The 20918-nt window shown below is 37.3% G+C and carries 20 protein-coding genes and 1 pseudogene; 10 read left to right on the forward strand and 11 right to left on the reverse strand.

The annotated features are described in order from the left end of the window. The first annotated feature begins 1 nt into the window (after nt 1). Together FTU29_RS01950 and FTU29_RS01955 are read left to right on the forward strand one after the other, a co-directional pair. Entirely contained in the window at nt 2-1399 is a 1398-nt protein-coding gene (locus FTU29_RS01950; protein ID WP_180120020.1) for an iron-containing redox enzyme family protein, read from the forward strand. Nucleotides 1400-1649: 250 nt separating this feature from the next. Further along, nucleotides 1650-2810, forward strand: coding sequence for an MFS transporter (locus tag FTU29_RS01955; RefSeq protein ID WP_180120023.1), 1161 nt, complete (start codon nt 1650-1652; stop codon nt 2808-2810). A 24-nt stretch (nt 2811-2834) separates the two neighbouring features. Here FTU29_RS01955 and FTU29_RS01960 read toward each other — a convergent pair whose 3' ends face one another. Then, the gene (locus FTU29_RS01960) at nt 2835-4265 is read right to left on the reverse strand and encodes a GGDEF domain-containing protein (protein WP_180079153.1); all 1431 of its coding nucleotides are present in this window, start codon (nt 4263-4265) and stop codon (nt 2835-2837) included. Nucleotides 4266-4516: 251 nt separating this feature from the next. On the opposite strand from FTU29_RS01960, the gene FTU29_RS01965 reads away from it, so the two are divergent. Beyond that, nucleotides 4517-4999 (forward strand): hypothetical protein, encoded by a 483-nt coding sequence (locus tag FTU29_RS01965; RefSeq protein ID WP_078190792.1) that lies wholly within the window; start codon nt 4517-4519, stop codon nt 4997-4999. Between the two features lie 70 nt (nt 5000-5069). Here FTU29_RS01965 and accC read toward each other — a convergent pair whose 3' ends face one another. From accC to aroQ, 3 genes are read right to left on the reverse strand one after another with little or no spacing between them, the layout of a single operon-like run. Beyond that, nucleotides 5070-6431 (reverse strand): acetyl-CoA carboxylase biotin carboxylase subunit, encoded by a 1362-nt coding sequence (gene accC / locus FTU29_RS01970; protein WP_111885487.1) that lies wholly within the window; start codon nt 6429-6431, stop codon nt 5070-5072. Nucleotides 6432-6448: 17 nt separating this feature from the next. After that, nucleotides 6449-6865, reverse strand: a complete 417-nt coding sequence (gene accB, locus FTU29_RS01975) for an acetyl-CoA carboxylase biotin carboxyl carrier protein (protein WP_078190790.1) — start codon at nt 6863-6865, stop codon at nt 6449-6451. Nucleotides 6866-6880: 15 nt separating this feature from the next. Then, nucleotides 6881-7336, reverse strand: a complete 456-nt coding sequence (gene aroQ / locus FTU29_RS01980; protein WP_067766951.1) for a type II 3-dehydroquinate dehydratase — start codon at nt 7334-7336, stop codon at nt 6881-6883. Nucleotides 7337-8455: 1119 nt separating this feature from the next. Between aroQ and FTU29_RS01985 the strand changes: the two genes are divergently transcribed. Both FTU29_RS01985 and FTU29_RS01990 read left to right on the forward strand, forming a co-directional pair. Then, nucleotides 8456-8824, forward strand: a complete 369-nt coding sequence (locus FTU29_RS01985; RefSeq protein WP_078190788.1) for a hypothetical protein — start codon at nt 8456-8458, stop codon at nt 8822-8824. An 18-nt stretch (nt 8825-8842) separates the two neighbouring features. Further along, nucleotides 8843-9220 carry a hypothetical protein gene (locus FTU29_RS01990; RefSeq protein ID WP_180120025.1) on the forward strand — a complete coding sequence of 126 codons (378 nt, stop codon included), beginning with the start codon at nt 8843-8845 and terminating at the stop codon, nt 9218-9220. Nucleotides 9221-9419: 199 nt separating this feature from the next. Here the strand turns inward: FTU29_RS01990 and FTU29_RS01995 are convergent, their stop codons facing one another. Next, the gene (locus tag FTU29_RS01995; protein ID WP_180023739.1) at nt 9420-9611 is read right to left on the reverse strand and encodes a hypothetical protein; all 192 of its coding nucleotides are present in this window, start codon (nt 9609-9611) and stop codon (nt 9420-9422) included. 167 nt (nt 9612-9778) lie between these two features. On the opposite strand from FTU29_RS01995, the gene FTU29_RS02000 reads away from it, so the two are divergent. The 5 genes and pseudogenes from FTU29_RS02000 to FTU29_RS02020 all read left to right on the forward strand — a co-directional run bounded on the left by FTU29_RS02000 (nt 9779) and on the right by FTU29_RS02020 (nt 12799). After that, a complete protein-coding gene (locus tag FTU29_RS02000) occupies nt 9779-10039 on the forward strand; it encodes a hypothetical protein (protein ID WP_078193376.1) in 261 nt (86 codons plus the stop codon). Nucleotides 10040-10042: 3 nt separating this feature from the next. After that, nucleotides 10043-10798 carry a zeta toxin gene (locus FTU29_RS02005; RefSeq protein WP_227591799.1) on the forward strand — a complete coding sequence of 252 codons (756 nt, stop codon included), beginning with the start codon at nt 10043-10045 and terminating at the stop codon, nt 10796-10798. 43 nt (nt 10799-10841) lie between these two features. Then, nucleotides 10842-11087 (forward strand): hypothetical protein, encoded by a 246-nt coding sequence (locus FTU29_RS02010; protein WP_180095205.1) that lies wholly within the window; start codon nt 10842-10844, stop codon nt 11085-11087. A 330-nt stretch (nt 11088-11417) separates the two neighbouring features. Continuing rightward, a pseudogene (locus FTU29_RS02015) lies at nt 11418-11861 on the forward strand (hypothetical protein); the annotation flags it as partial. Nucleotides 11862-12037: 176 nt separating this feature from the next. After that, nucleotides 12038-12799 carry an alpha/beta fold hydrolase gene (locus FTU29_RS02020; RefSeq protein ID WP_180120029.1) on the forward strand — a complete coding sequence of 254 codons (762 nt, stop codon included), beginning with the start codon at nt 12038-12040 and terminating at the stop codon, nt 12797-12799. Between the two features lie 45 nt (nt 12800-12844). Here FTU29_RS02020 and FTU29_RS02025 read toward each other — a convergent pair whose 3' ends face one another. From FTU29_RS02025 to tssH, 6 genes are read right to left on the reverse strand one after another with little or no spacing between them, the layout of a single operon-like run. Beyond that, on the reverse strand, nt 12845-13801 hold the full coding sequence (locus FTU29_RS02025) for a M15 family metallopeptidase (RefSeq protein WP_078193371.1): 957 nt from the start codon (nt 13799-13801) through the stop codon (nt 12845-12847). After that, nucleotides 13798-14469, reverse strand: coding sequence for a hypothetical protein (locus FTU29_RS02030; protein ID WP_180120030.1), 672 nt, complete (start codon nt 14467-14469; stop codon nt 13798-13800). The genes FTU29_RS02025 and FTU29_RS02030 overlap by 4 nt, the downstream gene beginning before the upstream one ends. Before the next feature lie 12 nt (nt 14470-14481). Beyond that, the gene (gene icmH, locus FTU29_RS02035) at nt 14482-15285 is read right to left on the reverse strand and encodes a type IVB secretion system protein IcmH/DotU (protein WP_180079158.1); all 804 of its coding nucleotides are present in this window, start codon (nt 15283-15285) and stop codon (nt 14482-14484) included. Nucleotides 15286-15294: 9 nt separating this feature from the next. Further along, nucleotides 15295-16659, reverse strand: coding sequence for a type VI secretion system baseplate subunit TssK (gene tssK, locus FTU29_RS02040; RefSeq protein ID WP_078193368.1), 1365 nt, complete (start codon nt 16657-16659; stop codon nt 15295-15297). A 5-nt stretch (nt 16660-16664) separates the two neighbouring features. Then, complete coding sequence (tssA, locus tag FTU29_RS02045) at nt 16665-17795, reverse strand: type VI secretion system protein TssA (protein ID WP_078193367.1); 1131 nt, start codon at nt 17793-17795, stop codon at nt 16665-16667. Between the two features lie 19 nt (nt 17796-17814). Continuing rightward, nucleotides 17815-20487 carry a type VI secretion system ATPase TssH gene (tssH, locus tag FTU29_RS02050; RefSeq protein WP_180120037.1) on the reverse strand — a complete coding sequence of 891 codons (2673 nt, stop codon included), beginning with the start codon at nt 20485-20487 and terminating at the stop codon, nt 17815-17817. Nucleotides 20488-20918 lie beyond the last annotated feature (431 nt).

The following is a 20918-nucleotide window of genomic DNA, read 5'->3' on the forward strand; positions in this document are numbered from 1 at the left end:
AATGCCTACAGCAGTAAAAGAAAGAATCTTAAATTTAATAACCAAAGATCATCAGAAATATTTCGAAATTGTTGAGTTCTTCTTAGATGCTTCAATACCTAATTCAGCCAAAGAATTAAAGGCATTTAAGGTTTTAGAAAATGAAATTCTAACTCTCGAGCACATTGATGAGATGCCAAATGAGATAGACCATCTTGTCGATTGGATTCATCATAATAACCGTACACAGTGTGAATATTATAAAGAATATCTAGATAGAAGAAAGCAAGGTGGAGGAAGAGAGTATTTTTCATCAGTTAGTAAAGCTTATGAGTTTTTATACAAGGTTGCACCCACAAAAAAAGTGGATGGTTCATGGCTATATAGCTTTACTCAGTATTGGAATGATCCAGTATTTAGAGATTTTATTCAGATATATTTAGAGGAACTTGGTCTCGGTTCAGAAAAAGCCAATCACGTGAGAATGTACGACAACCTACTACTGGCACATGGTTTGAATCAACTATCTTTAAACTTATCTGATGCCTATTACCATCAGGCAGCCATACAGCTTGCGCTTGCATATGCACCTTCAGAGTTTATACCAGAGATAGCAGGTTTTAATTTAGGCTATGAACAACTTCCTTTACATTTGCTAATTAGCAATTACGAGTTAAAAGAACTTGGAATTGATGCACACTATTTTAATGTTCATATCACGATAGATAATTTTGATAATGGGCATGCGCAGCTTGCGACCAATGCCATTAAAAAACTTTCTACAAGGTACAGATCTAAAGAAGAGTTCATTCGTAAACTCAAAATCGGCTATCTCCTAAATAACAAAGGAATGAGTTCAGTTCAGATAATTAAAAATTTAAGCACTGAAAAGATGGTGCTAGAAATATTTAAGAAAAAGGCGATCGTTGGTAAACACATGCATAGCAATAAGTGCATGTTTAATAATAAAACAACGAATGAATGGCTGTCTGAAGATGATAGTGTTGAAGAGTTTATTTTTGAGCTTGTACGTATGGGCTGGATAAAATTGAATCGACCACCTGAAGAGAGTAGATTTTGGCAGATGATTCACGACGAAGATGGTAAAATGTTTGGAGTGTTTAATGCTGTTGAAAAAACTTTTATTTATGACTGGATTGCAGGTAAATCAGTAGATTCCAAACAAAATCAAGTGAATAATGAGTTTGTGAAAAACTTCCTAGAGACCAATTCATTTAATTATTTAGCCAATCATGAAATGGTTGAGCTTAAGAAACAATTTGATGGAAGTACGAATACAGGATATAAGATCAACAAACTTCTAAAGTATTTAGCACCTCATATGCATCATCAAGAAATTGGTTTATGGAGTACCCAGCGTATCGTAGAGAGTTTATTTCCATCTCTAGCCCGCCAATAAAATAAATACTCCAAAAGATTTATAACTTTCATCGTCAAAAATAACCGCCTTCGGGCGGTTTTTCTTTTATGCGAAAAACAGTGATAAAATAGTGAAAATTAATGAGTTTTTAAAGCAGTCTACAAAAAATCAAAAAAAATATTTTTTTGCAATTTGTAGACTGTTGAGCTACAAATACAGCCAAATGAGTGCAATCTTATATAACCATTAACTTATTTAAGTGTTTGAAAATACAAGTGAATATAACCAAATGCAATCAATTCCAATCCAAACAAAACTAGGTGGATTCTACTTTTTCTATTATTCAATAGTGGGTACATTCATGCCGTATTGGAGTTTGTATTTAGAGGATCAAGGGTTTAATTATCAAGAAATAGGGGTTTTATCTTCGATTGCAATTGTGACACGTTTTTTTGCCCCATTTATTTGGGGTTGGATTGCAGATAAATCCGGCAAGCGCATGCTTTTAGTCCGAATAGCAACATGGATGGAAGCCTGTATTTGGTTTCTGATTTTTATAATTCCCAACAGTTTTCAGTCTGTTGCATTACTCATGCTGGTTTTTAGTTTCTTTCAAAATGCTATATTGGCTCAGTTTGAAGGAGTAACTTTATTTTGGTTAGCTGAGCGGCGTGCAGAACTTTATGGAAAAGTCAGAAAATGGGGATCAGTTGGCTTCATTATTGGAGTATTTGGAATAGGGGCTTTGCTAGAAATAATACCTGTTTCAATGCTACCTATCATGTTGTTATGCATTGCATTTCTCGCATTTATTTGGTCATTTACGATTAAAGAGCCCGCTACTGCACCATCTTCACAGAAAAAACTTGAACCACTTTGGCCTATCTTAAAACGACCAGCTGTAGCGAGTTTTTTTATCATTGAATTTTTTCTGCTCTTTTCGCATGCACCGTTTTATAGTTTTTATAGCAATTACCTTATGCAGGCTGATTTTTCGACGAGCCAAATCGGTTTTTTATGGTCTGTCGGAGTCATTGCGGAAATCATTATGTTTGCCTATGCCAATGTCTTTTTTAATCGATATTCTTGGCGTAACTTAGTGCTCATTTGTTTGGGGCTAACAGGGATGCGATGGTTGATTGTAGGCTTATATCCGACGGTGTTTATCACTCAATTTGCTGCGCAAACGATTCATGCCTTTAGTTTTGGATTATTCCACTTAATCGCTATGCGAATCATTTTTCAAAATTTTACCGCAAGTCAACAAGGGCGTGGTCAAGCGCTATATAGTACCATGTGGGGCTTAGGTGTTGCGAGTGGCAGTATTTTAGCAGGTCGATATTGGGACATGCTTTCGGGACCCGTCATTTTTATGATCGCGGGATTGGCTGTTATACCTGCCATGTTTTTGGTCGTGGGCTTGCCTAAAACGATCCAAAAGCCAACTTAAAACAATTCAGTATTTTGATAAATCTCAATGAACTAAAATCACCTGATTACGGCCGAGCTCTTTGGCTTGATATAAGGCCTGATCGGCTTGATTAATCATACTTTGCAAACTTGGAGCATTGGGCAAAGACTGATGAATCAGACCAATACTCACCGTAATATAAATCGTATTTTGTTCATCAATGATGATAGGTGTAGTTTCAAAGACTTTTCGGATGCGTTCAGCAATACCTTGAGCTTCAGTTGCAGCAATGTTCGTGAGTAATACACTAAACTCTTCTCCCCCAATTCGTGCAAATAAATCAGTTTCACGTAAATTCTTACGCACAATACTCGAAAATTCTTGTAAAACTTGGTCACCGACATAATGCCCATATTGATCATTTAATTTTTTAAAATGATCAATATCCATCATGATAATGGAAAAGTTAAGCTGAATTTGGTTTTGTAGGTAAAGCTCACCTTGCTCGAAAAAATATCGACGATTCATCGCATGCGTTAAACTATCATGATTTGCAAGGTATAAAACCTCTTTATATAGTTCGTGCCGATTTCGGCTAATAATACAAAGAATCAACGGCGAGAGAATCAGCATGGCTAGGCCAATACGAACTGAAATTGCTGTCGATAAATAGGCTAATGAAGAATCGTGTAAGTAGAACGCATTTAAATTGTAATAGGTCGCTAAAATTACCACGGCATTAATTAGGGATAAGGTAAATAAGCGATAGGTTAATGCTGCCCAAATTAGAGCCGCTAAAGGGTAGAGAATTGCCCCTGGACCTGCAGAAACAGCTGTTAAAAATACACAGAAGATAACTGCAATTGCCGGAAATATTTTATTGATCTGAAAGCTTTGATGACGTCGATCTTTGAAATAAAGTTTAAGATCGGCCAGTTTAGGAAAAGACAGAATAAGCGGTAATATAATCAGCGCATTTAATATTTCAGTAATCCACCACATACCAAAATCAATCGATAATCTATCGGTCGACATAAACGTGTTGGGGATATAAGGCACAGTGAAAATAGCAAAAAGAGCACCTGCAAGGCATCCACCACAAGCGATGATGACAATCATGGTCAGAAAGGTGAAACCTTTATTATAGTTTTGATAGTTCACCTGAAAATATCGCATAAAAAATAGCGATACCATGCTGTTGGTTAAATTTGAAAAAGTGAGAAATAAAGTGAGTTGGAAATAATTGCCCGTCACTAAATCTGCGAGCATATAACCGGTAAATGCACCTAACCATCCTCCCAGATTACTCAGTTTAGGGAACCTTAAGAATATTGCTAACAATACTGCATTCGCAGGCCAAAAAATCGCTAAATAGCTTAATGGGCGGGTGAAAATACCGATTAAGCAGCAGCAAAGAATAACTGCAGCGACTATGACAAAAGCCATGCTGTGGCGTGCATTAAGCGGAGCAAGACTATTCGAATGCAGTTTCATTAGCTTATGTAAGCCTAGGTTAAATATGGGAGAATTCGTTTTTTTCGTATATTAAACGATAAAAAAGATTTTATATTATTTTATTGTAAATAGTGTGATTTGTTTGGCATTTAGCTGATTTGTAGTTTCGTTAACCGAGATTGATTTTTTGGATAAATAGGAAAAATGATTGTTATGAAAATGTGATAAACCGCGGATTTGTAAAAAAATGTGTTACTTTAAGAGCATGATTTATATGACTGATTAAATGTATGAAAATAGCATATCTTACAGTTTTACTCATGTTGAGTTCATCGTTGGTGATGGCGGCAGATAATAAGAATACAACTCAAAATTCAGAGGCTAAAAATCAAGTTGAAGCGGTGAATAGCTTTAGGGTGACAACACGTTCTGAATTGGTCGGCTTATGGGGTATGGAAATTCCGACCAATAAAAAGTGCGTTGAATATTATAATTTTAAGAGCAATAATGATGTTGTGATCAAAAGCGGTGAAGAGTGGTCATCTGGGGTATATGACTATCAACCTGCGCAAGATCCGAATGTGCAAATTCCAGCACTGATTTTACAAGTGAAATATGACAATAATCAGATGGATTGTTCGGGCAATATTCAAGATCAAACCGGCGAAATTTCACAGTACTTTGTAAAGTGGAAAAGTCCATCGGTCATTAACTTCTGTGCTAACGATCAGGCTCAGCAGTGTTTTGCGACATTGCGTCGAGTATTGCCTTAAGCATGACTATAGATCTTTCTTATGAAAATAAAAAACCACTCATTTGAGTGGTTTTTTTGACGCTGAAGATTTATTTATCTTCATGTCCTTCGACTTTCTTTAATAGATGCTTTTCAAGATAGTGAATATCCATTGCTTGTTCGCAGAAATTTTTATCTTGAAGAATCAAATCTTTATGTAGCGGAATATTGGTTTTCACGCCAGTTAAGATAATCTCTTCGAGAGCTTGTTTCATACGCGCAATAGAGGTTTCACGATCTTTACCATGCGCAATGAGTTTTGCAATCATTGAATCATAGTATGGTGGGATGCTATATCCTTGATAGATATGAGAATCTAGTCGGATACCTGCGCCACCCGGTGCATAGAAATGGTCGATTTTACCCGGTGAAGGCATAAATGTAGATGGATCTTCTGCATTAATACGACATTCAATCGCATGACCTTTAAGTTGAATATCTTCTTGTTGAAGATCCAAACCTAAGCCAGCAGCAATGCGTAATTGTTGCTCGATAATATCTACGCCAGTCACTTGCTCAGTAACAGGATGTTCTACTTGCACACGAGTATTCATTTCAATAAAGAAGAATTCACCTTCTTCAAATAAGAACTCGAATGTACCCGCACCACGGTATTGCATCAATTTACAAGCATTTACACATGCTTCAAGAATATGCGCACGTGCTTCTTCAGGTAGACCCGGTGCAGGAGCTTCTTCAAGTACTTTTTGATGACGACGTTGCAATGAACAGTCACGATCATAAAGGTGAATTGCATGGCCATTACCATCTGCAAGAACTTGCACTTCGACATGGCGTGGCTTTTGAAGGAAACGTTCCATATAAACGGTATCGTCACCAAACCACATTTCAGCATCACGTTGAGCAGCTTGTACAGATTCGAGGAGTGTGTCTACACGTTCAACGATACGCATACCACGACCACCACCACCAGAAGCTGCTTTTACGATCAATGGAAAGCCAATTTCTTTAGCTTCTGCCAAAGCATTGTGAATCGTTACAGCATGGTCACAACCTGGAACAGTCGGTACGCCGGCTTTTTTCATGGCAATAATGGCAGAAACTTTGTTCCCCATTAAGCGAATGTGTTCAGGACGCGGGCCGATAAAGATAAAACCTGAGTTTTCTACAATTTCAGCAAACTCAGCATTTTCAGATAAGAAACCATAACCTGGATGGATGGCATCTGCACCGGTGATTTCAGCCGCTGTAATAATGGCAGGGATATTGAGATAACTTTCGCTGCTGGCACCTGGTCCAATACACACTGCTTCGTCACAGAAGCGTAAGTGCATTAGGTCTTTGTCGGCATCGGAATAAATCCCTACGGTTTTAATTCCTAAAGTTTTGCAAGCGCGGGTGATGCGGAGCGCAATCTCACCACGGTTTGCAATTAAAACTTTTTGCAACATTGTGATTCCCCGTGGTCTTAAGCGCGATAGCGGAATAATGGTTGACCGAATTGGATCACTTCGCCATTTTTAACCAAAATTTCTTCAATTACACCGCTTTGAGTTGCTTCAATTGGGTTCATGATTTTCATTGCTTCGATGATACCGAGTGTTTCACCAGCAGATACAGTTTGACCAACTTTCACAAATGGTGCTTCACCTGGATTTGGCGCAGCATAGAACACACCAACCATAGGAGACGGCTCAACAGCACCACGTGGTGAACGAGGTGCAGCAGGCGCAGCGGCAGGTGCAGCCATAGCAGGCGCAGCGGCAGCAACTACTGGATTGCGACGAGTTAGAGCAATCGATTGATCGCCTTCTTTAACTTCAATCGCCTGTAAGTCAGATTCAATCATCAAATCGATGAGTTTCTTGATTTTACGGATATCCATGAACAGTATTCCTAATTAAGATTGAGAAGTTGGTTGAATTTTTTCGATGGCGAAGTCTAGTGCTGCGGCATAGCCTTTTGCACCTAAACCACAAATAACGCCAACGGCTTTATCAGATAGATAGGAGTGATGTCTAAATGCTTCGCGAGCGTGGACATTTGATAGATGTACTTCGATAAACGGAATGGCTACACCAAGAAGGGCATCACGAACAGCAACCGAAGTATGTGTTAGGGCTGCTGGGTTAATAATGATGAATTGAACGCCTTCTTGTTGCGCTTGATGAATTCGGTCGACGATAGCGCCTTCCCAATTACTTTGGAAAGTGTCGAGAGAAATGGAAGCGTTTTGAGCCTGTGAAATCAGTTTTTGGTTGATATCATCGAGTGTTAGATAGCCATAAACTTCGGGTTCACGTTTTCCCAGTAAGTTGAGATTCGGTCCATGAATGACCAAAATGGTCGAGCTCATTCAGCCTGCTCCAATAAAAAGTTGCAAATTTACTTTGCAAGATACCTGCAAAGTTTGCTCATTATGGCATAAAATTCCACATTTTTTTTATAATTTCTTTGAAATGACGTGAAAAGCATGTGCCGAGAATGGGCTATATAATGCGAACTTTGCAAAGAATTGGCAATGTTAAAAAATTACATTTTTATCATTATATTGTAGGACATCATTTTAAACCCAATTGGCTAAAACTGTTGATATCTTTTGTGTAAACTTGCTTTATCGTGGTGCATTCGTGTAGCAATAACCAGTATAAATGATTTGAAAGGTGAGATGGCTTGTACATTTGTCTTATAGATCGTCAGTTGAACAGCCTACGCATGCATAGTCGTAAAGATGGTATTTATACAGCGACTTAAAAAATTCTAAGGTTTAACTTATTTCACGCGTAAAGGAATCTAAATTGTTCTCAGTTTTCAATCGAGTTATTTGAAAGAATAAATCAGGTTTGTGTGCTAAGTATATAAAAATTAAAAGATAGTTAATTTTTCTATGATTTATAAAGCATATTTCTAGGCCAATGAAATTTTTTTCATAGATGATAGGGCTCAAGCTAGATATTTTGTTTGCCTTAGCGAATTAAATATTCTGTGGGAGCATTTCCTTATAAGTAGGCAGCTTTAGATATGATGAACATTTATTGCCTAGCTAAGTCATACTTTATAGACCTATATATAAGCGTATTAACCATCCTGTGTATTTTCTAGTCAGTGTTTTGAATCTATGAAACGTGCAAGGCATTGACGATTTCTTTCATAAATCATGTAAGTTTGGAAAATCGGGTATTTGTCCAAATTTGCACAGGCATTGGCAAAAGTTAAATCTGTGGTGGTAAAGAAGCTTGCTGTTTGCATGCTGATTCTATTTTTTATTCGTCTATTTCTATGTTTTAGCGGTATATGTGTTGAATAAGTTTCCTTTCTTCTTGTTTATACTTTTAGGTGGAATCTACCGCATTGAGTCTTTTTCTATAAATGAATTGATAAAACAAGGCTCGAATGCTTTCCCGCGGAAAAAATTTATCTATATAAGTGTAATTCACGGTAGAATGCCCGAAACCTATATGGCCTGAGAACAAACATGGCAAAACATACGCAAAATTCATCACCTTTGGCAGAATTGATTGCAGAACAAAAACTTTTATGTGAAGAAGTGGGATCTGCATATGTAGAAGTGCAGGGCGATGATGTAATTGCTGTGGCTGTCCATACCTTAAATAAAGATCCAATAGTCGGTATTCGTAAGCCTGCAGAAGGTGATGAAAATGTCAGTTGGTATATTTATGGCGGGGAGCTTGAAGGCGCAGATAACTTTGAAACAATGACTGTGCGTAAACTGCAAGATGTCGTGCCTGAAGTGCTACCGTATTTAGCTTTGGATGTAGGTTATCGTTTTATGATCGATGCTGATGATTATGAAGATGTCTGGAAAGAAGGTGATGAGGCTTAATTTACGCATTCTCCGTTGATGTATAAACTTTATGTCCTTATTTTCTCTGTGTTTACTGCTTCTGTAGCATATGCAAATGTGAATGAAGCGGTTACTCCACAACTGACTCAAGCTGAATATAATGCTCAGATAAAAGCATATACTGAGCAAATTAATTCAACCAAAGCTATTTTAGATGACCCTGCATCTACAGCAACGGGTCAGCAGCAAACTCAAGCTTTTTGTTTAAGATTGAATGCATATCGACAGATTTTAGAAATATCTCAGCAAAACTCAGCTCTTGAAATGGCCAATCTAATGCGAGTGGCTTCACAACATTATTTACTACAACAGCAACAGAGTATGCAGTCATCTGGCTTAAATGAAAGTGCATTTTGTTCGAGTCCTACAAAATAATTTAGGTTTAAATTTCTCTTCTAAAACTTTTGGGCTATAGTCTAACTTTCTTTCATTTTGTTCTATTTTTCAAAATTATTACAGCATTATTCACTATAAGTGCAGTTTCTAATAATATTAGAAATTGAAAATGCAGATTGTCAGGAAATGATATGAAATATGCTTAAAATGATAAGTCCATCACATTATTATGATCAAGTTAGAACGATTTATATGCAACAAACATCCCTGGTCCTGTTGCATAGGTCAGTCCTAATACATCAACTTGTTGATGTCGTTCTCTTTTAGCCACTGAATAAGTGGCTATTTTTTTGTGAAAAATTAAATGCTTAATCAGATTATAAATCGAATTTGGATAAAATTTAAATTTTTCATGATGTGGCATCCCCATACATTGACTCATATGTGCAGTTTGGTTCGAGGAATACAATCAAATGATTAAATCACTTTGTATTTTTATTATTTTACTCTCGATATGAGTGATGGATAAATAGACAAATATTGCGAGTATGATAAGATGATTGAGCACATTATTTTTGATGTTTGAGGAGTTGTTACATGACAGCTTATACTTCAGTAATGAAAGCAAGCCAATATGAGGACGATATGATCCCGAGCCTTGCTATCCATGCATTTCGCCATGCTTTTGAACAAGCAAGTGCGTCATCCACTGTGGTTTATGTAAAAGGTCTACAACTGGTTCAACGTCTGCAAAATGGTCAAGAAGTACAAATAAAAGATGTATCAGCCGACTTCGTACAAGTGGATGATCTACCAAAAATTTTAAAACGTAAAAAGAAAACAGAGGAAATTGTTTAATACATGCCTCCACAACCTCGCATTAGAATGTTCGCGGGTCCAAATGGTTCAGGTAAAAGCACAGTTAAAGAATATTTATTGCCCCATCATATTGGGGCATATTTAAATGCGGATGAACTCGAAGCTCAACTGAAACATTCACACCGGCTCAATTTGTTGGATTACCATTCCGCTTTAAAATCAGAAGCATTAATTGACTTTCTCGATACGAAAAAACGTCCCGCGAATGGAGAATTTATTCCGCTATTAGCACGAAAACCGCAGATATTAGATCCGTGGAAAATAGAATTTCATCCAGACCAGATTGACTCATATCTTTGTGCAAGAATTATCGATTACATTCGTTTGCAGTTTTTAGAACTAAAAATTAGTTTTACCTTTGAAACGGTGATGTCCCATATTTCAAAGGTGGAGTTTCTACGCGAAGCAAAAAGAAAAGGCTTTAAAACCTATCTGTATTATGTTTCCACTATTGATCCTGTTATCAATATTTCACGTGTTCAGTACCGAGTGAAAACGGGTGGACACGGAGTGCCAGAACAAAAAATTCGCGAACGTTATTATCGAAGTATGGATCTGTTAATGCAGGCGGTAGAAGCAACGGATCGAAGTTATTTATTTGATAACTCTGCCGATGGACAGCATGCTTCTTTCATTGCGGAAATTGAACAGGCTGAAATTTTAAAGATGAATTCAGGTATTCAGCGTTTACCGTGGTGGTTTGTAGATAAGGTGCTTAAAGAGTTTGAGCCAAATTAATGTCAACTGAATATCATATAAAACAAAATACCAGAATGAACCTATGCAAAATAACGACTATGAATTACAACAACATTCAAACTCATCTCCACTAGATCAAACTAATCTTGATCAAGCCATTGAGCAGCAAGCTGAACAAGAACAGCAAAAAAATAGTACATCATCTGATCCTTTATCTTCTCTAGATTTGACTGACTTAGCTGAAATTGGTTCGAATATTATAGATTTGGGTTCAGGTGCTTTAACGTGGGTGAGCGATGCACTCAGCGATATCAGTATTGATCTATAAATTATCTATTATTTCAATTAACTTCATAATAAACAGCCTTTATTGAAAAATCTCCGAGGATATATTTCGTGATTTTTCAAGTTTATAAATTAATTCTAAATAAAACTAATCAAACACTCTTGAAGCGTTAAACTTTTCAATCAGGAAAGGCATGTCAGAATGAATATTTAGACTGGCGAGTTTGCATCTTTTTTTAATAACATATTATAAAAACATATATGTTTTATGGCTGATAAATATGCATCCATTTCTAACCGCTTTTATTGGCGAGAACTTTATGGGTGTGCAGGCAGTTGGCTACTTCAGTAAAATAGCCTAAGCATACAATAGATTTTAGAAATGCATGTGCACGCATATCAATTAATCTCATCTCAATATTTAAAACAGTTTCTTGGTAGTAAAATTACGATGATATATAAGATTAAGATTATGCAGGAAAAATTTAGCGCCATTTAAAATTTTGATATGAAATATTTTAATTCACACGAAATGCGCGTGTTTTTATGTCATGACTATTTACCAGAAAACCGGTCAAAATACTGCTGCGAAAGCAGTGTGCATGCGCAAAAACAGCAGAATATTCATATCCACGTTGGTACGAAAAAAGAAGATTTTGTCACAATGCGAACTCAGCGTGACGCAAATTTGGCTATGCCAAAACTGATTTTACCTGCAATACAAATCAATATGGATGCAGGTAAATTTCCAAAACCAGAAGGGAATGGTATTCGCTATTTAAAAATTCCTTTTAATCACTTTAAATCTGCAAATTAAAGACAAAGAACCTTTAGGTTGAATGCGGTTGGCTATTTCACTTAATAAAATAGCCTAAGCAAGTTAATTGATTGCCACCTAAAAATAGCCTAAGTAAGATCAATAAGTTTTAACTGTCATTTGATTTCATTCATTCAACTAGGCATCATTATATCAACATAGCAAAGTATTCAAAAATGATCCTAAATTACGAATATCATCAAAAATTAGAAGGCGAAACTCACCCACTAGTCTTTATTCACGGTTTATTTGGCAGCCTCAGTAACTTAGGGATGCTTGCCAGAGCTTTTCAAAATTCACATTCTGTCATTCAGCTTGATTTACGAAACCATGGTAAATCACCTCAAAGTACAGAAATGGATTATCGTGAGATGGCAAACGATGTACTTGAGACATTAGATGTAATTGGCATTGATAAGTTTTCAGTGATTGGCCATTCCATGGGAGGCAAGGTCGCAATGCAATTGGCTTTAATCTCAGAGCGGGTAGAGCAACTTGTTGTATTGGATATCGCACCCTTTGCATATCAAGAACGTCATCATGATGAAATATTTAAAGCTTTGATCGCTGTACAAAATGCACAAATTCAATCTAGACAGCAAGCGGTTGAAATTATGCGTGAGTATATTCATTCGGATATGGTTATACAGTTTCTACTCAAATCGTTTAGTAAAGGACAATGGTTGTTTAATGTAGATGCGTTGTATAAACAGTATGACCAGATTATTGGTTGGGAAAATATCGGAAATACTTGGCAACAGCCTGTATTGTTCATCAAAGGTGGAGAGTCACCTTATATTTCAAACACGGAACATACTAAGGCGATAGAACACCAATTTCCACATGCGAAAATTGTAGAAATAGAAGGTGCAGGCCATTGGTTACATGCAGAAAAAACAACTGACGTTTTAGAGCAAATACAAAATTATTTAAATTAATACGGTGTGCCTTCAATTATATTTTGAAGGCAAAACATTGAAATATTACTCAATCGAAATGTTATTGGCTTGAAGCTGACCTTCTGAGGTCAGTAGTGCGGCCATCTCTGCAGTTTTTTTCAGGCCTGGCATACGATATTCTGTATGACCATAATCTTGAATAGATTTCCAGCGTCCGCCCCATGTTAAACCAACAGACTCAGCGGCTTGACCATAAAGTTGATAACCACGCATAGCCCAAGGGTCTCGTTCAGTAATGACCACTTTGCCATTGCGTTTAAATGCAACATCAGCTGCTAAACCAAACTGATGATAACTTTGGAAGCCACGGGCACGAGTGGTATTTTTATTGGTGGCTAAATTATTTTGACGTTCTGGACTACGATAACCTTCGAGTAAAACCATTTCATAGCCATGTTGTTCACGCATGATTTTAAACACCATTAATAAGCGCTGCTTATAACGAGGGTTCATTTTATGCCATTTACGGTCTGCTGAAGGTACATCTGTTGAGTATGAGTGCGTATGGATATCTTGAACTTCTGGGTTAAAGCTAGAAGCCATAACAGATGGCTGCTCAATCATTGCTGCTTCTTCAGCGATCGCTTCTTGAACAAGATATTCTTCAACCTCAGGAGGCGCATCTAAAACCTGTCCATCAAGCATGGCGTAAATTTGTGGGTCGACTTTACGCAAATAATCAGCTTCCACTTTACTTGCAGTAATCGGGCGAGTAAAAGCAAATAATAAAATACTGGCAAACAGTAAGAAGCCTGCAAATAAAATCCACCATTGTTGTAAATGCCAGTGTGATTGAATTTGTTGTGGTGCTGCTGCATAGTTCAGTTCATAAGCAAAATTTTTGGCGTGCTGAATTCTTTTTTTACTTTGTGGAATGATTTGAAAGAAAAAATCCTGAACTTTAACTCTGAGTTCATAAGAAAAACAAAGCACTGTCACCAGTGCTAAGACAAAGAAACAACTAACCAAAAAGATGATCATGGGGAAACTGTAGCGCTCACAGTCGCATTAGCAGTGTTTGTTGCAGCAACCACTTTCGGACGTTTAGTTTCAGAAATTTGCGTTCCACCCATCGGTTCTTCAAAGTGCTCTTCTTCTTTTGCTGCTTTCGTAGAAAGCTCTGTAGGTTTGGTCACCTTAGCTGTTGTTGGCACAGCTTTTGGTTTTACTAATGTAGTTGGAATATGTTGCTTAACGGTTGTTGTAGCAGCTACAACAGGGCGCTGCGGTTGGGTAATTTCAAAAGGCGAACGGTTATTCGCTACAGCTTGAACAGGCTGAGTCACTTTAGCCGTATTGCCATGATTGAAAGCAGTAGCTAAATCATTCGAATATAAACCATTATCCTGATCTTTTTCGTCCATAGCATGAACGCTTTGCAGTGCTTTTTCAGCTGAAGATTGCTCATTTTCACTTTGACGGGGTGCAGTGGTTGCCTCAGTTTCAGCTTTATCTTCAGTTGGGGCAGAAGTAGTCATTTCTGTATTTGCAGGCTGATCGTCAGAACTTAGATAAAAATATCCCAGGCCAACAACAATAATGACCGCAGCACCAACAAGAAAGCCAATCGCAGCATGAGCTAAAGGCGGTAAATTATTCTTTTGAGTCGACTGTAAAATTCTAACGTTATTCGATTTTTCGTTTGCCATGGTGTCTAAGTCTTATGGTAAATGAATGGTGATATAAGCCTGTTCCGATGGTGCAGTTATGACATTTTGATATTGTGATAACGCCTGATTATTTTGGCTGGATAACATATATTTCAGTCCACCAAATGCTAATACAGCAAACAATGCCCAAAAGATAATGATCCAAAAAAATGGTAATTCACGGTGAATAATATTTTTAATTTGATCCGGCAGTGCCGCGAAAGGCGAAAACGCCTTTTTACCTTTCATATAATCAATTTCATCGCCGACACGTGCAACGAGTGAATTGAGCATTTCAATCGATTCAAGTCGGTATTTACCATGAAAACCAAGGAGCATGCAGTAATGATAAACTTCAAGTGCTGCTAAGCGATCTTTATTCTTAGAACGAATTTGCTCTAAATTTTCAAAAAAACGATAACCTGCTAGCTGTGAACCAAAAAGACTTAATTGCAGTGGATTCATCATCCAATTGTTTTGTAAATCAAAAAAACGTGCATCTTGTTGGGTGACAATGGTTTCATCTAATAAAGCGCAATAGGCATATTTTGCGTCCGTGATATCTTCATTGCTGAATTGAAGCTTACGGGCTTGGCTTTCAAATCGGTTTAATAGATCCATAATTTTTGTCCTGAAACTTTCAGGGCTGGATGGAACATATTGATTTTTGAGTAAAAATACGATGTAAAAACCATCATGCAGTAGATCAACTAAATTGGTTGAACTGTTGATTTTAGGTTCAGAACTTGGTTTTGAAGAGCCTAATCCAATTTGACCATCGTCAAAAAGTGAAGGGGCATTATTTGAAATATTCATGATTGCTCCTTAACCATTCATCACTGCAATAAGTTCAATCGAGATATCTTGGAAGCCAGCTGGTATGTAAACACAGATCGATTCAGAATCAAGCATACGCTGATACAAATCATTATTTGGCTCAACTTCAAAATAACTCACACCTGAACGTACCGGAATTGCTGTTGGCACTTGCATCATATGTTGCAATGGCACAGCCGGTAATGCCGCCATGACACGCTGTTCAACATCAACGGTATTACCGACTTTAAAGCGCAGCGGTACATAAGAAATAATGTCATGTGTAGGCATCACACTACTTGAAACAGCTAAATACAGGCGAGAATCGCGAGTAATTTTGTCACTTTCAAGGCTGCCCACCCAGTAGGATTGACGCGTTTCTTTCAAGTTAATACTGATATATCGATTTGAAATAATCGTATCGAGCAACTCACGTAAAATCACATCTAATTGAGCAAAACTTTCTTGCAAATTATGATGTTGATACTGTGGGAGTTGATCTACTTCATAAGCTGTAGAGAAGGTGAGTAAAGAACCTGTCAGACGTAATAATTCAAAATACAAACGTTCAGGATGAATCAGTGGATATTGCAATAAATGATTTAAGGTCGCATGTGCAGTATTTAGCGCATTAACCAACCAAAATGACACAATATCACCTGAACGGAATTCAATTAACTTTTGTTCGTTTTCACGATTATTCGATTGAATGGTTTTAATTTTAGCTTTGATGATATTGAGCGTTCGTTTGAGCCCAGTAATCAGCGAATCACACGAACTAATATGTAATATTGGTGGGATAAATTGATAATCTAAGACAAAATTACCTGAACTTTGGCGCTTGATTCGGCCTATAGGCATGTAAAGAAAACCATCAAGATTGTGCTGTGGTTCTTGGCCTAATTCAAAGATTTTAAACTCTGCACGGCGGCGTAATAAAGTGATTTCAGCAGCCGTCGCATCTGTAAACAAATCATGAGTTTCAGTCAAATGTGAATGATAACGACTTGATTGGGTATTTTCTTCAAAATTGACGTTTCGTTTATTCGGTTGAACGATCGGTAATGCTAAATAAATTTGCATTTCACCACGTAAATTTAATGAATCAAGTAGTACAGGCTCAGGTAATAAGTCTTGTGCAGGCGCCTGATAAATCTCGCCATCTTGCCAAATCATTTCAACTTTATTTAAAGCCAAAGTATTGGTACTGAGTTGTGATTCATCAAAAATTAAACTTTGAATACCATAAGCGAACGGTATTGTTGCGCGAACCGTATGGTTTAAACGCTGTTCATGATAAGCATCTTGTAATTGAAAGTGTTGTGGGCGTAAAAATAATCCTTCGCCCCATAAAATTTTTTCTGCTTTAAACATTGTTTTTACCAGTCGCTATTCGATTCATTGCTTTGTTGCTGAACACCTAACATTTCTTGTACAGCTTCAAGAGGGTTTTCATCCTTAATCACATGAGTTAACCATTCATGTAGAGGCATTTGTGACCATTTAATGGTTTTTTGCAGCATATAACTGACAGGGCTATGCGGCTCATTCACTTGAAAATAGTCAGCAATATCTTGCAAGACTTTCATGGCTTGTTCACGATTTTCAAGATGATTTTGCACTTGAGGTTTAAACTGCTGTGTATGCTGTTGTTGTATTATTTGCATATCATTCTGCACGGAAGTTACAGTGGAAAGTGTCTGGCTTTCAATTGGAGAATTTGATTGAACCTGTTCAGCACTCGATGAATTGATAAAAGCATCTGCTTTATAGATTTTTTTTAAGCTCAAGTGAATCATTTCGATTTGAGAGTCAATGCCAGCAAAGCTTGGCGCATCTAAACCCATCAAATCATCAAGAGTCGTTTTTAAGTTTTCCCAATGGTTTAAAATATCTAAAAACTGTTGGTAATACTGGTATTGAATTGATTTTGACGTATTGAACAAGGCATGTTCAAACTGTTCCATACCATTAAAAGACTCTTCTTGATCATCATCTTCATGGTTGGATTTACGTCTTTGGTTTTGAACATGAAGTAGTCGATCATAGTCGGATAGGGAATAAGCTGCCGCGCCATGAACGATTGAAACTGATTTAATTAATGTTGGGATTTGATTAATTATCCCTTGTAATAAACCTAGACGTTGATCAAGGTCATCATCTTCAATTTCAGGATGAAGTTGTAGCCAAAAGTCTTGCAAACTTTTTTGTGTAAGTTCAATCCCTTTGGCAATCCCTTCGAAACCATGAATGTGAGTCCACGCTTCAAGCAACCAACCATATAAGCGAATATCTTTTGTATGTTCGCGAAGTAGATCTGACGATTTTTGGTGCACAAAGCCCCAATCTGCCTGTTTTGGTTCTGCGATCCAGTCGCCTTGATCCAAGAGCGGGTCATCTTGTGTTTTAGCTTTTTTAATTGCATGAAAATCATTTGAAAATGAAAAATCACTACCACAAGGTAAATCATCCGTAATCGGTTGCAATAAAGCGTCGAGCTCTAAACTCATATTCTACATCGTTCCTAACTTATGCTTCTAAGGTTTTAGTCTTTTTGCTGCTGCGTTTTTTCGCAGGTTTACTTTTAGGATCTAAAACATAAATAATTTCATCGTCTTTGACATCGATTTCAATGACTGATGGTATCTTTTGTTCACTCATCGCCATCAACAATTCAGTGGCTAAAGCAGGTAAGACCGTCGCATTTAAAATGTTATCGACATTACGCGCACCACTATCGACCTCAGTACAGCGACTTAATAATAATTCGACTAAATCGTCGGTATAACGTGTTTGCGTACCATATTGTTTTTCAATACGCACGGTGATTTTACCTAATTTATGCTGAATAATGCGTACGAGCAGATCATCGTGCAATGGGAAATACGGTACGATACGCATACGACCTAAAAATGCCGGCTTAAATTGTTTATATAAAGCTGGTTTTAATACATCTAAAAGTTCTTCTGCTGACGGCCATTCTTCTACTGGCTGATTCAAACAGGCCTGCATAATGGCACTTGAGCCTGCATTTGAAGTCAATAAGATCGTAGTATTTTTAAAGTCAATGACACGACCTTCGCCATCTTCCAAAGTACCTTTATCTAATACTTGGTAGAATAGCTCTTGAACATCGCTGTGTGCTTTTTCAATCTCATCGAGCAAAACCACACTATATGGATTTCGGCGAACTGCTTCTGTCAGTACGCCGCCTTGGCCATAACCGACATAGCCCGGAGGGGCACCTTTTAAAGACGACACGGTATGTGCTTCTTGATACTCAGACATGTTAATGGTGATTAAATGTGACTCACCACCATATAACTCGTTTGCTAACGCGAGTGCAGTTTCAGTTTTACCCACACCACTTGGGCCAACCAGCATGAAAACGCCTTGAGGTTTATTTGGATCTTCCAATTTTGCCTTAGAGGTTTTAATGCCTTGTACCAGTTGATGCAGTGCATAATCTTGACCCATCACACGTTGTTCTAACTGTGCTTCAAGCTTCAAAATTTGCTGAATTTCATCATTCACCATTTTACCAACAGGGATGCCGGTCCAGTCTGAAATGATTTCATTAATAATTTGAGCATTTACACGTTCAAAAACCAGCGGCGTTTGACCTTGTAAAGTTGCCAGTTGGTTACGAATATTGCTTAAAGTTTCAATATTTTCTGGTTTTTGCTCGGACTCTTGTTCAAGCGTTTTAATCTGTTGAATGATTTCGAGTTCTTTTTTCCACTGCGTTTCTGTTGACTGAATCTCTTGTTCAAGCGCGGATATTTGTGTTTTTACACTTTCAATGCGTTCGTGGTGAATCGGAATATTCTTATGTTCATTTTCAAGAATCGCCAATTCAAGCTTCAAATTATGTAATTGAGCTTGAAGTTGATCCAATTTTACTGGTTGTGCATTTTGCGTTAACGCAACACGCGCAGAAGCTGTATCTAAGACACTAATCGCTTTATCAGGCAATTGACGGCCAGTGATATAACGGTGCGAAGCATGGACTGCAGTAACGATAGCTTCATCGTCAATTTGTAAATTGAAATGTTTTGCCATCACGGGAATCATGGCACGCAGCATATCGATTGCGACTTCTTCAGTCGGTTCTTCAACCTGAATTACTTGGAAGCGTCGGCTTAATGCGGCATCTTTTTCAAAAAACTGCTTATATTCAGCCCATGTGGTTGCGGCAATGGTTCTTAACTCACCACGTGCAAGCGCCGGTTTTAACAGGTTTGCTGCATCATTTTGACCTGCTTGACCACCCGCACCAATCAACGTGTGTGCTTCATCAATAAATAAAATGATTGGATGTGCAGAGGCTTGAACTTCATGAATGACTTGTTTTAAGCGATTTTCGAATTCACCTTTAACACTGGCACCCGCTTGTAGTAAGCCCATATCTAAAGTATGAATGCTGACATTTTTTAAAGCATCTGGAACTTGGTTGGTTGCAATTTTTAATGCAAGACCTTCAACAACGGCCGTTTTACCAACACCAGGCTCACCCGTTAAAATCGGATTGTTTTGACGACGACGCATCAAAATATCGAGCATTAGGCGGATTTCAAACTCACGACCAATCACAGGATCAATGCCACCATTTTTAGCTTTTTCCGTAAGATTAATGGTGTATTGGTCTAGAGCTGGTGTTTTAACTGGCGTAGTTGCATTCGTTTGTGCTGCTGATTTTTCATCAAGTGATGCTGTTGCTAAATCTTCATTTTCAATGCTTTTTAGGCAAAGATCTAAAAATTTATGTTTAATCGTATCAATAGGTAATAAATCGAAAAGAGAAGAAGCTCTTGCTGCAATTTGGTATAAATCTGGCGCGGTAAGGAGCGCAACAAGTAAATGACCACTACGAATTTGTGGATTTTGTTCAGCGGATGCTAATAACCAAGCTTGTTCAAGTAAGCGCACAATGGATTGGGCAAAAATAGGGGTGCGCGTATTTCCTTTTGGTAGTTGAGCAATACTTTCTTTGAGGTCATCTGTCAAACCGTCTGCAGAAACTTTGTATTTTTCTAAGAGTATTTGAAGGTCATTTTTATTGTTATAGGTTAATAATTCGAGTAAAAAATGTTCAATTTCGATTTCATAATTTTGCTGTGAAATACATGTATTGGCTGACTTTTCGAGTGAAATGCGGGCGTGAGGTGAAAGTTTAGTAATTAAAACTTTTAAATTATTCATAAATAACTCATCAAATTTAGAATCCACAGTACGAAATTTTACAAGTTTGACTGTGATCTCTTTTTTCTTGCTATAAAAATAAAAACTTTAAAATCAACACCTTATATATTTTTAGTGTCTTGCTTTAGGCGATATAATACAGACTAAATAAAAAAAGGAAAAAGATTTTTTTATAAAATGAAACAAAAAAAAACAAATCGTCGACAAACTTTGGAGTATTTGGCACATTTTTGTATTGACTCTATGTGCTTATTTTTTGTTAAATCTGCAGCATATTTTTAATTTTGATAAATGAAGAGAAAACCCACGGGAAAATAAGTGGTGATTTCTCCACATATCCACATAAATTAAGTTTTAGCACGTAGAAATACAGAGGCAATTTTGAATAAATTTAGTGTTTTATTACCTATAATTTTAGCAGCTAGTTTAAC

This window comes from Acinetobacter sp. YH12086 (assembly GCF_013419345.1).
Classification (GTDB): domain Bacteria; phylum Pseudomonadota; class Gammaproteobacteria; order Pseudomonadales; family Moraxellaceae; genus Acinetobacter; species Acinetobacter amyesii.